The organism is Heliomicrobium undosum (assembly GCF_009877425.1).
Classification (GTDB): domain Bacteria; phylum Bacillota; class Desulfitobacteriia; order Heliobacteriales; family Heliobacteriaceae; genus Heliomicrobium; species Heliomicrobium undosum.
In genome coordinates, this window is record NZ_WXEY01000003.1 from 144497 (window position 1) to 156757 (window position 12261).

Annotated in this window: 11 protein-coding genes and 1 pseudogene; 11 read left to right on the top strand and 1 reads right to left on the bottom strand. The window is 58.1% G+C overall.

All coding sequences use genetic code 11. The features are described 5' to 3' along the window. Positions 1-5 precede the first annotated feature (5 nt). The 11 genes and pseudogenes from murB to GTO91_RS04515 all read left to right on the top strand — a co-directional run. Positions 6-980, top strand: a complete 975-nt coding sequence (gene murB, locus GTO91_RS04465) for a UDP-N-acetylmuramate dehydrogenase (protein WP_207708966.1) — start codon at positions 6-8, stop codon at positions 978-980. Then, positions 943-2205, top strand: a complete 1263-nt coding sequence (murA, locus tag GTO91_RS04470; RefSeq protein ID WP_170294090.1) for a UDP-N-acetylglucosamine 1-carboxyvinyltransferase — start codon at positions 943-945, stop codon at positions 2203-2205. The genes murB and murA overlap by 38 nt, the downstream gene beginning before the upstream one ends. Positions 2206-2332: 127 nt before the next feature. Further along, positions 2333-3151, top strand: coding sequence for a cell division protein FtsQ/DivIB (locus GTO91_RS04475; protein WP_161255475.1), 819 nt, complete (start codon positions 2333-2335; stop codon positions 3149-3151). A gap of 204 nt (positions 3152-3355) precedes the next feature. Beyond that, positions 3356-4468 (top strand): cell division protein FtsZ, encoded by a 1113-nt coding sequence (ftsZ, locus tag GTO91_RS04480; protein WP_161255478.1) that lies wholly within the window; start codon positions 3356-3358, stop codon positions 4466-4468. Positions 4469-4626: 158 nt separating this feature from the next. Next, the gene (locus GTO91_RS04485; protein ID WP_161255481.1) at positions 4627-5481 is read left to right on the top strand and encodes a sigma-E processing peptidase SpoIIGA; all 855 of its coding nucleotides are present in this window, start codon (positions 4627-4629) and stop codon (positions 5479-5481) included. Positions 5482-5540: 59 nt separating this feature from the next. Beyond that, positions 5541-6248: an RNA polymerase sporulation sigma factor SigE gene (sigE, locus tag GTO91_RS04490; RefSeq protein ID WP_161255905.1), complete on the top strand. Its 708-nt coding sequence runs from the start codon at positions 5541-5543 to the stop codon at positions 6246-6248. Positions 6249-6357: 109 nt separating this feature from the next. Continuing rightward, positions 6358-7131, top strand: a complete 774-nt coding sequence (sigG, locus tag GTO91_RS04495; RefSeq protein ID WP_161255484.1) for an RNA polymerase sporulation sigma factor SigG — start codon at positions 6358-6360, stop codon at positions 7129-7131. 85 nt (positions 7132-7216) lie between these two features. Continuing rightward, positions 7217-7480 carry a YlmC/YmxH family sporulation protein gene (locus GTO91_RS04500; RefSeq protein WP_012283125.1) on the top strand — a complete coding sequence of 88 codons (264 nt, stop codon included), beginning with the start codon at positions 7217-7219 and terminating at the stop codon, positions 7478-7480. A gap of 623 nt (positions 7481-8103) precedes the next feature. Then, the gene (gene nrdR, locus GTO91_RS04505) at positions 8104-8562 is read left to right on the top strand and encodes a transcriptional regulator NrdR (protein WP_161255487.1); all 459 of its coding nucleotides are present in this window, start codon (positions 8104-8106) and stop codon (positions 8560-8562) included. A gap of 128 nt (positions 8563-8690) precedes the next feature. Beyond that, positions 8691-10829 carry an anaerobic ribonucleoside triphosphate reductase gene (locus tag GTO91_RS04510; protein ID WP_161255489.1) on the top strand — a complete coding sequence of 713 codons (2139 nt, stop codon included), beginning with the start codon at positions 8691-8693 and terminating at the stop codon, positions 10827-10829. 159 nt (positions 10830-10988) lie between these two features. Continuing rightward, positions 10989-11192, top strand: a pseudogene (locus GTO91_RS04515) (aldo/keto reductase); the annotation flags it as partial. A gap of 303 nt (positions 11193-11495) precedes the next feature. On the opposite strand, the gene GTO91_RS04520 reads toward GTO91_RS04515, so the two are convergent. Beyond that, the gene (locus GTO91_RS04520) at positions 11496-12254 is read right to left on the bottom strand and encodes a DUF4397 domain-containing protein (protein WP_328793725.1); all 759 of its coding nucleotides are present in this window, start codon (positions 12252-12254) and stop codon (positions 11496-11498) included. Positions 12255-12261 lie beyond the last annotated feature (7 nt).

Sequence of the window (12261 nt, forward strand, 5' to 3'; positions counted from 1 at the left end):
GGACGATGGGGAACAGACAGGGCGCTTTGACCGATATGACGCAAATCACCAGAGACTTTCGCGGTCAATGGATGCAAAAGGAACCCATGTCCCGCCATACGACCTGGAAGATCGGCGGTCCGGCCGACCTGTTTGCCATGCCCGCCGATGAAGCCGATCTGGCCGGGTTGATCCGTGGTTGCCGCGAAAGGGAGATCCCATGGATGGTTGTGGGGAGCGGTTCCAACCTGCTCGTCGCCGACAATGGGATCCGGGGTGTTGTCATTCACCTGGGTCGCGCTTTTTCTGACAGACGTTTGGACGATTGCCGGTTGACGGCGGGGGGCGGCTGCGCGCTGTCTGGGCTGGCCCGGCTTGCCGTCAAAGCGGGTTTGCAGGGGTTGGAGTTTGCCTGCGGCATCCCGGCCTCTCTCGGCGGCGCTGTGGCGATGAACGCCGGCGCTCACGGCGGATCGATGGAGAACATCGTCCGGTGGGCCGACGTGATCGACGATGAGGGCCGGATTCGCCGGTATCAGGGGGAGGAAATGGACTTTGCCTACCGCCATTCCCGCCTGCAAGGGGAAAAGGCCATCGTGGTTCGCGTGGGAATGGAACTGCGATGGGGAGACCAGGAAGCCTTGGAGCGATGGATGGAGGAAAAGCTCACGCTGCGGAGGAAGTCGCAACCGCTCGACTTCCCCAATGCCGGCAGCGTCTTTCTCAATCCTCCCGGCAGCCTTTCGGCGGGCCGGTTGATCGATGAGGCCGGCATGAAGGGTTTCGCCATCGGAGGAGCTCAGGTGTCGGAGCGGCACGCCAATTTTATCGTCAATCGAGGGGGAGCGACGGCAGCCGATGTGCTCGCCCTGATCGATACCGTTCGTGCGAGAGTACTGGCAACCTGCGGCATCGAACTGAAATCAGAAGTTCGTGTCATCGGAGATTCGGGGGGGCAGGTTGATGGTTGGGGAACCGAGGATTCGCATCAAAGGGGGTAAGCCGCTTTTCGGAGAGGTGGCGATCAGCGGGGCAAAAAACGCTGTGCTGCCCATCCTGGCGGCTTCATTAATGTCGACGGGGGAGTGCCGGATCAAGGACGTGCCCCGGTTGACCGATGTGCAGATGATGATCGAGGTCCTAATCACGCTAGGCGCCCAGGTGTCCTGGGAAGGCGAAAGCCTGATCGTCGACGCGTCAGCAGTCGAGATTCGCGAGGTGTCCGCCGACCTGATGCGGCGCATGCGGGCCTCCAACCTCGTTCTGGGCCCGTTGCTCAGCCGTTTTCGAAAAGTGCGGATTTCTCATCCCGGCGGCTGTTCCATCGGCAGTCGCCCCATGGATCTGCACCTGAAAGGGTTGCAGAAGATGGGCGCCCGCTATCAGGAACGGCACGGGTTTTTTGAGGTGGAGACGGAACGGTTGCAGGGAACGGAGATCCATCTTGACTTTCCCAGTGTCGGCGCCACAGAGAACCTGATGATGGCTGCGTCCCTTGCAGAAGGGACGACGATCATCCGCAACGCGGCCAAAGAACCGGAGATCGTGGACCTGCAGAATTTCCTCAACGCCATGGGCGCCAGGGTCCGCGGCGCCGGTTTGGATATCATCCGCATCGACGGCGTGGAGCGCCTGGGTGGATGCGCGCACCAACTCATTCCCGACCGCATTGAGGCCGGAACCTTTATGGTGGCCGCCACCATCACCGGCGGCGATGTGACATTGACGAATGTGATCCCTGAGCATCTCGAACCAGTGACAGCGAAACTGCGGGAGACGGGCGCCCAGGTGATCGAGGAGGATGACCGGATCCGCGTCATCGCGCCCCGCCGCTGCCAGGCGGTAGACATCAAGACGTTGCCTTATCCCGGCTTTCCAACTGACATGCAGGCCCAGATGATGGCCCTGATGGCCGTCAGCGAGGGGACTTCGGTCATCTCGGAGACCATCTTTGAAAACCGCTTCAAGCATGTGGACGAATTGCGCCGCATGGGGGCGAATATCCGTCTCGAAGGGCGTGTGGGCATCGTCAAGGGTGTTCCCGGCCTGAGCGGCGCTGTCGTGGAATGCACCGATCTGCGGGCTGGGGCCGCTCTGGTCCTGGCCGGTCTCGCCGCCGAAAACGGGACAACGGTGGAAAAGATCTTTCACGTCGACCGGGGATACGATCGGTTGGTGGAGAAACTGTCGGGCCTGGGCGCAAGGATCACGCGGGAAGAGGGTTGACCAATGGCCCCGGTTTCTGCCGGGGCTTTTTCGTTTTTTCGTGAATAGGCCTTTGGACCTTGGACAGATGCAACGATTTTTGTTATAATGGTTTTATGGTAGTTTTTCCCACGGAGGGGGCTGACGAATGCGCCGGCAACGGGCCAGCGTGCTTGGATTCTTTTTTATTTCACTCTTCTTGCTGGCCGCTTACTATTTCCTGCACTCCCCCTACTTCGGTGTCTCCCAGGTGACGGTGACAGGCGTCAGCCTGCTCAAGGAAGAAGAGATCATCCGGTTGTCAGGAATCCAACCAGGGGAGAGCATCCTGCGCATTGACCGTGACCGCGTCCGCGAGCAGTTGCGTTTTCACCCTCAGGTGGAGGACGCGACCATTCAACGGAACTTGCCGTCGACGGTGCGGATCGAGATCCAGGAACGCAAGCCTGTCGCCGTGATCGGGCAGGCGGGAAGCTTCGCGTTGCTCGACCGGCAGGGGATCCTGCTGCGGAAGTTGGACAGCCTCTATGGCATCCCACTGCCGGTGATCACCGGCGTTCAGGCGCCCCTGAACGTGGGCCCGGGGCAGGTGGTAAACGCCGATGGTCTGGCATCGGGGCTGAAATTGTGTCAAGAGGTGCCGTCCACCCTTTTGGCGCGTATCGGCGAAATCCATGTGGCCAACAGCAGTCGTCTGATCTTATACACGACCGACAGCATTGAGGTTCGTTTCGGTCCCCCCGAGGAGATCGCCGCCAAGAGTCAGGTCTTGCTGGACATCCTGGATCAGTGGATGAAGAACGGCAGCGTGCCGAAACTCCACTATATCGACATCTCATCGGCAAAATCGCCTGTCGTCAAACCGAAAGAGGAGACGAAAAGTCCAGCAGGCGCCGTCAATTCGGCTGGCGCCCGTCCGGCAACGCGGTCTTCCGGAAAAACGGGAAACGCGGGCAACGTGCATTAACGGTCGAAGCGGTAAAATGTTTTAGAACTCTTTGGATGTAATAAAAAAAGCATGGCTAAAAAGAGGGAATCAAGGGTTTTTAGCGAAGATCTAGCGTCGATAAGATTAAATGCCAATATGTTAAGCAATACATAATGCTCGATTTCACTTAACTGTTACCGTACCCATATTTTCATACAAGCCTGCTTGAAGGAGGAACTCCCTGTGTTCGAACTGGATGTGGACTTGAATCCGCTTGCTGTGATTCGGGTCGTCGGTGTAGGTGGAGGCGGCAACAACGCCGTGAATCGAATGATCTCCCATGGGGTACGGGGTGTACAGTTTGTTTCCGTCAATACGGATGCCCAGGCGTTGCATCTTTCCCGGGCCGAAACGAAGATGCAGATCGGCTTGAAATTAACGAAAGGGCTTGGCGCCGGCGCCAATCCCGATATCGGCAAAAAGGCGGCTGAGGAAAGCCGGGAGGAACTGATCCATGCATTGAAGGGCGCCGACATGGTCTTTGTCACCGCAGGCATGGGCGGCGGCACAGGAACCGGCGCGGCCCCGGTGGTGGCCGAAGTGGCGCGTGAACTGGGCGCATTGACCGTCGGCGTCGTCACCCGTCCCTTCACCTTTGAGGGCCGCAAACGGGCCATGCAGGCCGAACGGGGCATCTCCGAACTCCGGGCGGCTGTGGACACCCTCATCGTCATCCCTAACGATCGGTTGCTGCAGGTTGTGGACAAGCATACGCCAATGAATGAAGCCTTCCGTTTGGCTGATGATATCCTGCGCCAAGGTGTTCAAGGGATCTCCGACCTGATCGCCGTGCCCGGCCTGATCAACCTGGACTTCGCCGATGTGAAGACGATCATGTCTGACACCGGGTCGGCATTGATGGGTGTGGGCTATGCTTCGGGAGAACACCGCGCCATTGACGCGGTCAAGAAGGCCATTTCGAGCCCCCTGCTGGAGACCTCCATCGAGGGCGCAAAGGGTGTTCTGATGAACATCACCGGCGGTATCAACCTGGGGATGCTCGAAGTCAACGAAGCGGCGGAGATCGTCACCGAAGTGGCTGATCCCGAAGCCAACATCATCTTCGGCGCTGTCATCGATGAATCGATGGAAGATGAGGTGCGGGTCACCGTCATCGCCACCGGGTTCGACCACCGCCATGCCCAACCGGCGCCCAAAGAGACCGCGCGGGTGACAGCTCCGGTGAAGGATAGATACACCCAACCAGTAGTTCAACAACCGACCATGGAAGTGAAACCGGTTCCGCTCGGCGATGACGTGGATATCCCCGTCTTCCTGCGCAAGTACCGCGGATAACCGATTATACGGGATAACGATTGAATTAGAGGATCCGGAAAGGCAGATAAGACCGCAACCCCTGCAGCATTACGCTGTGGGGGTTATTTTTTTGTCAATTGAGGTTCATAACGCAAAAAGTGACATTATTTGTTAAATGAATTCGTTATAATGGATTTGTGGTTTCCGAAACGGTGGTGGAAGCGGCGATGGGCGAACGGTTGATCATCTATTGGGATGTTCTCTGGCTGATCAATTTTGTCATGGATGTGATCCTCTTGGCAGTCTGCGGGACCGTCTTGCGGCTGCCAATTCACCCCCTCCGTCTGGCTGGCGCCGCCGCCTTCGGCGCCGCGCTTCCCCTCGGATTTTTGTGGATTTCCGCCGGACCGCTCATGGCATGGGTCGTCAAAACCGCTCTCGGCTGGCTGATGGTCCGGGCGGCTTTTCCGCTCAAGGGATGGCGCCAGACGTTCCAGGCCTGGTTGATCTTTTATCTGGGCGCTTGGCTGGCCGGCGGCATCATCTATTCGCTGGCGCCGCCCGGCGAGCCGACCGGCGCAGCCCCTTTTTGGATTCTGTTGCTGCTGGCCGGAGGGATGACGGCGGTCACCTTGTCCCTTTGGCGGCGAGCCCGTCAACAGGGCGCTTGGCAGGTCGAACTGACTGTATCCCTGCCGGGGGGGGTAGCCCGGATCCCAGCCCTCGTCGACAGCGGCAACCGGCTTGTCGATCCCCTCTCTCGTTCGCCGGTGATCGTCGTCGAGGAGGAGAGTGTCATCCCCCTTTTGCCGGAAGGATGGCAGGAGGGGGCTGTGGGAGCGGATTCCGGCCTTTGCCCGCGTTATATCCCCTTTGTGTCGGTCGGTAAAGCCGACGGGATGCTCCTGGGCATCCGTCCGCTGTCCGTGGAGGCGCGAAGGGATGACGGCAGAATCATCGCCTGTTCAGGGGCGATCATCGGTTTAACCCGGCAGCAGCTGGATCCGGCAGGTCGATACCGAGCGCTCGTTCCAGCTGCCTGGGATTGGTGAACAAGGGAGGGTATGGGATTGTGAGAGAATCTGCGGCCACAAGTTTTTCCGTCAAATCGGTGAAGCTCTTTTTTGAGACGGAACTGAGAAAGCTCCTGGAGCGGCTCAATCTCGTCCAGGAGGTTCATTACATCGGCTCCAGCGAGACCTTGCCGCCGCCGCTTTCCAATGATGAGGAGTACCGCCTCCTGGAGCAGTTGGAACAGGGCGATCTGACGGTCAAGTCCATTCTCATTGAACGAAACCTGCGCCTGGTGGTGTACATCGCCCGCAAGTTCGAGAATACGGGCGTAGGGATCGAGGACCTCGTCTCCATCGGCACCATCGGCCTGATCAAGGCCGTCAACACCTTCGATCCCCTGAAGAAGATCAAACTGGCCACCTACGCCTCGCGATGCATTGAAAACGAAATCCTCATGTACCTACGCCGCAACAACAAAACCCGCTCAGAGGTCTCCTTCGACGAACCGCTGAACATCGACTGGGACGGCAATGAATTGCTCTTGTCCGATGTGCTCGGAACGGAAAACGACATCATTTATAAGTCGATTGAAGAAGAGGTTGACCGCAAGCTGCTGCAGGCGGCCATGAGCAAGCTGACATCGCGGGAGCGGCGCATCGTGGAACTGCGTTTCGGCCTCCGGGACAGCCGGGAAAAGACCCAGAAGGAGGTCGCCGATATGCTCGGCATCTCCCAATCTTACATATCGCGCCTCGAAAAACGGATCATCAAGCGGCTGCGCAAAGAGATGAACCGGATGGAGTAAAGAAATCACCTCATGGAATTAAGGGGGTTGGGTAATCAGGGCGACAGTATAACCCGATAGGTGGGGGCAATACTAGAGAGGAAATATGCCGCCGTCGGGAGGGTTGCCCATGATGGTCAACAAGGTGGAAATCTGCGGCGTAAACACCTCCAAGCTGCCGGTGCTCACCAACGCCGAGATGCGAACCTTGTTTCAGGCCATGCAATCCGGTGAAACGTCTGCCCGGGAAAAACTGATCAGTGGCAATTTGCGTCTCGTGCTCAGTGTCATCCAACGTTTCACCAACCGTGGGGAATACGTGGATGACCTTTTTCAAGTCGGCTGTATCGGTTTGATGAAGGCGATTGACAACTTCGATCTGGGCCAGAACGTGAAATTCTCCACCTATGCCGTACCGATGATTATCGGTGAAATCCGCCGTTACCTCCGTGACAACAACCCCATCCGGGTCAGCCGGTCCCTGCGCGATATCGCCTACAAGGCGCTGCAGGTGCGGGATCATCTCGTCAATGAGCTCTCCCGGGAGCCGACGGTCACCGAGATCGCCGACGCCCTCGGCTTTCCGCGCGAAGAGGTCGTCTTTGCCCTGGACGCGATTCAGGAGCCCATCTCCCTCTTTGAACCGATCTACCATGACGGGGGCGACCCCATCTTTGTCATGGACCAGATCGGCGACGAGAAGAATCAGGACGCCCAGTGGCTGGAAGGGATCGCCGTCCGCGAGGCCTTGCGCCGGCTCAACGACCGGGAAAAACTGATCCTGACGCTGCGGTTTTTCGAGGGCAAGACCCAGATGGAGGTGGCCGACGAGATCGGCATCTCCCAGGCCCAGGTGTCACGGTTGGAAAAAGCGGCGCTGACACACATGCGCAAGCACGTCTGAAATATTCCTGGCGATTGGTGGAAAAAAGGTCACAGAAGGACCGCCTCCCTCATAGTATGTAGCACGAAAAGGGAGGTGGCAGACTGTGATCAAAATCTCGGACCTGCGCCTGCGGGATATCGTCAATATCCACGATGGGCGCCGGCTGGGAGTGATCAAGGATATCGACATCGATCCCGAGATGGGGAAGGTGAAGGCCATCGTGCTCCCGGGCCAGGGGCGCTTTATGAGCTTCTTCGGCCGCGGCGACGACATGGTTGTTCCCTGGGACCGGATCAAGAAGATCGGCGTCGATGTGATCCTTGTCGATGTCAGCCAGTTCGGGGATGGGCATTCGGAGTATGTCTAGCGGGGCAGCGTTCCACAGACAGTCCTATTGTGCAAGCGGGAGGTCGGAGCCGGAGGAGGTTCCGGCCTTTCGCTTTTCCCACGCTTGTCGGCAAATCGGGGTGTATTGGCTCCGGTCGCTAAGGGCTGCGCGGCTGTTCGCTGGGTCGCTGCGCGGGCGCGCCAAAGGCTCTGGGGTTTTTCTGCATGTCGATGGCGCGCTTATCCGCTTCGCGACCTGCGCTCACTACGCCGCTCCGCCCAAATCGCTCCCTGCGCCAATACACCCGGATTTACCCTTCGGCATACTGCGATAGCCATAAATGGGGGTGTAGCGCGGATCTTTATAAAAAACCCCAAGATCCTCTACGGCGAAGGGCTTTTGGAGCCCTTTTGCGTTTTTTATCGATTTAACTCCTTTGCTTTTTGCCGACTTTGGCGCTACAATAGGGCTCGCTGTCGAAGCAGGTGGAATTAGGAAACAACGCCCAAGCGCTGCTTTCGAAAGAAAAGACCTAAGGAATTATCTTGTCGAAAATAGGACCGATGCCCCACAAATCTGGAAAAATATACCTTGACCATACATATCTAGGGGTTCTATAATAAAACTGCTCCTAGATCTAGTGTCAGACGGGAGGGTGGATCATGCGGTGTTGCTACTGCGGCCATGGCGAATCGAAGGTTTTGGAGACGCGCAGCGCCGAGGAAGGCCGGGTGATTCGCCGCCGCCGGGAATGCATGGAGTGCAACCGGCGCTTCACCACCCTGGAACGGATCGAGGAGACGCCGCTGATCGTGCGCAAAAAGGGCGGTTCCCTTGAAGCCTTTGATCGCAACAAACTCCTGTCAGGGTTGTTGAAAGCCTGTGAGAAGCGGTCCATCCCCCTCGATACGCTGGAAGAACTGGTCACTACGGTGGAACGGGACCTGCGCAGCCAATATGACCGGGAGGTCCCAAGCCGGGAGATCGGGGAAATGCTGATGGCGCGCCTGCGCAACATTGATGAGGTCGCCTATGTGCGTTTTGCCTCCGTGTACCGCCAGTTCACCGATGTGGGCCGGTTCCTGGAGGAACTGGAAGGGCTGTTGAAGCGAAAGACCTGATGCGCAGACATAAGGGACAGTTGCCGTCCCTTTTAATACTAATAACACTGTGTCAATAGGGTTAAATCGGCGATTTCGATCTGGGAAAAAGTGTATGTTTCATGTGATCTGTTGAGGAGGAATCGGAATTGTTCAGCCAGATTCGCAAGCGTGACGGTCGTGTCGTAGAGTTTCATGAATCGAAGATCACCGACGCCATCTTCCGCGCCGCCAAGGCCGTGGGCGGGGAAGATAAGCAGATGGCCATGGAGTTGACCCTTGCCGTGCTGAAGGCGCTCAAGGGACGCTACAACGGCAACGTCTTCTCCGTGGAAGATGTCCAGGACATGGTGGAGAAGGTGCTCATCGAGAGCGGCCATGCCCGGACAGCGAAAGCGTACATAATCTATCGCAGTTCGCGGACCCGGATCCGCGATGCCAAGTCTGACCTGATGGACGCTGTTCAGGAGATCCTCAAGGAGACCAACCGGGAAAACGCCAACGTCTCCAACAGCCCCTCGGCCAAGGTGTTACAGATTTCCGAGGTGGCCTCGGTCAACTACTACCTGAACCGGGTCATCCCCGAGGATGAGGCGCTGGCCCATCGCGAGGGTGACATCTATATCCACGACCTGGCCTGGTACGGAAAGACGCTGACCTGCCTGCAGATCCCCCTTGGCCGGTTGCTTTCCGAGGGCTTTGACAACGGCCACGGCCACATCCGCTCCCCCAAGAGCATCAAAACGGCGGCGGCGCTGGCCGCCATCATCCTTCAGTCAAACCAGAACGATATGCACGGCGGCCAGTCCTTCGCCTATTTTGACCGCGACATGGCGCCCTATGTCAAGGCGGAGTACGCCCGCCAGGAAAAAGACCTGCGAGCCGCCCTAGCCGCGCTGGGTATCGAAGTGGACGAGGAGAAGCTGCAAGCGCTGGTCATGGAGCGCGTGGAGAACGAGACCTACCAGGCCATGGAGGGCTTTATCTACAACTTGAATACGATGCACAGCCGCGCCGGCGCTCAGGTGCCCTTTTCCTCGATCAACTTCGGCACCGACACCTCCTGGCAGGGCCGGATGATCACCCGCACCTTCCTGCTGGCCTACGAAAAGGGGCTGGGCAAGGGCGAAGCGCCCATCTTCCCCAACGTCTGTTTCAAGATCAAAAAAGGGATCAACTACGAGGCGGGCGATCCTAACTACGATCTTTTCCAACTGTCCATGCAGGTGGCCTGCAAGCGCCTTTTCCCCAATTTCGCCTTCCAGGACGCCTCCTTCAACCGGCCCTACAACGAACAGGGCGAGGAAGTGGCCTACATGGGCTGCCGCACCCGCGTCATGGGCAACATCAACGGCCCCGAGGTGACCGACGGCCGGGGAAACTTGTCTTTCACCAGCGTCAACCTGCCCCGTTTGGGCCTGCGCGCCGCCGGGAATGTGGACGCTTTCTGGCAAATCCTCGATGAGACCATCGATCTGGTTATCAAGCAGTTGCTCACCCGTTACGACGTGCAGAAGAACCTGCGCGTCAAGGACTTCCCTTTCCTCATGGGGCAGCGGTTGTACCTGGACAGCGAGAACCTGAACTGGAACGACCGGATCGAGCCGGTGATCAAACATGGCACCCTCTCCATGGGCTTCATCGGTCTGGCCGAGTGCCTTATCGCCTTGACCGGCAAGCACCACGGCGAATCGCCGGAGGCGCAGGACCTGGGCCTCAAAATCGTCCGTCACATGCGCCACCGGATGGAAGAGGCTTCTGCCAAGCATGGGCTGAACTTCTCCCTGCTGGCCACGCCGGCGGAAGGCCTTTCCGGCAAGTTTACGAAAAAGGACCGGGACAAGTTCGGCCTCATCGAAGGCGTCAACGACCGGGACTGGTACACCAACTCCTTCCACGTCCCCGTCGAGTACAAGATCAACGCCTTCGAGAAGATCGCCATCGAAGGCCCCTACCACCAGTACACCAACGCCGGCCACATCTCCTATGTGGAGCTGCCGTCGGCGCCGCAGCACAACCTGCAAGCCTTTGAAGCCCTCGTCAAGGCCATGTACGAGGCGGACATGGGCTACGCCGCCGTCAACTTCCCCGTTGATATCTGCAAGTCCTGTGGCTTTAACGGCGTCATCGACCGCGACAAGTGCCCAAAGTGCGGCAGCGACCGCATCTCCCGGGTGCGCCGCATCACCGGCTATCTTTCCACGCTGGACCATTTCAACGATGCCAAGAAGGCGGAGGAGTCGAACCGGCGGGTCCACTACTATCCGAAGTCGGATTGCTGCCATTGAGCAGCTGACCCATAGCGAACGCTAAACCTAAAACGCCGAGGCGACATAAGCCTTGGCGTTTTAGGTTTAGCGCGATGATGAACTTTGAATCAATCCGCTGATTTGATAATGAATGGGCGCCTGAGCAGTGCCGGGTGCGTGAGAAAAGGTGGGGGAATTATGCTGTTTAGAAAATATGGAAAGACCAACGAAATGGTATCTGTTTTGGGATTTGGGTGTATGCGGTTGCCGATTATCGACGGTGATCCAACGAAGATCGATGAATCTAAGGCATTACCGATGATGCGGTATGCAATTGATTCCGGGGTGAATTATGTCGATACGGCATATCCCTATCATGGAACTGGTTTCGCTCACGGTGGGTTACCGAGAACATCAGGGTGGCCCGAGAAGCCGAGGCGAATTCCTTAACGTCAAAAGAACGAGCAATCGTTGACGCAGTGAAGAAATCTTTCAAAGAAAAAGTAAAAATCAACTGTACGGCATGCGCGTACTGTTAAAGAACGTCAGTGAACAGTTTGAATAATCATAGGAAAGAACAAAGGCGGAGGCGCTAGTGAAAAGCGCTTCCGCCAAAATACACGTAATCGGTTCCTGTTTTCGTTTGTGGGTGAGGTCTGTAAACCAGCAAAGATGCGCTCCAGGGGAGTGGTGTATTCAAATAACCTAAAAGTCTGACCTCATTGTCGGAGGCGCAGGCAACCCCCCGAAGGGCGCCCCTGGCGCTGGTGTACCCGGACCCGCGTAGGGCGTCGGGGTGGGGAAACTGGTTAAGGGCAGATAGGTATTCCCGTCGAGCGGAATCAGCGCCTGGAGCGGCGGGCGGCCGCCGACCAGGCCGACGGCATAGACGGTCAGGAAGCGGTTGGGCAGCAGCCGCACATTGGGCACGGTCAGGACGACCTGGGTCGAACCGGCGGGGCGCACCTGCAGGGTATAGGTGCCGGGCGGAACAGGGATGTAGTCGGTGACTTGGCGGAAGGAGACGTTTCGGAACAGCACTGTGCCGTTGGGCAGAGTGATGTCCACAGCGGGGGCGTCGGGAGACAGGTGGCCGAAGCGGATATAGACCGTGTCGGGCCGGCGGGGCAGCCTCGGGTCGGCGATGGGCAGGAGGCTGAGGTTGGGGAGGACACCGACGGCGGCAGCGGTAATGATGGCGCGATCCGGGATATCGACGACGGCGCCGATGACCGGCGTCGTCCGGGTCCCTGTCGGAAAGACCTCGATCCGGTAACGACCGGGCAGGACAGGGAAGTACTGGGTGAAGCGACTGTAGGGGAGTCTCCGGATGATCAGGACGTCATTGGCATAGATGTCGACAGGCGGCGCGTTGGGAGCGGCATGGAGCACCCGGAGGTAGGCCCGGCCGTCGACCGACGCAGAGAATCCGTCGTGGGGGGATTGAAACGGATCATCATACACGTGTATG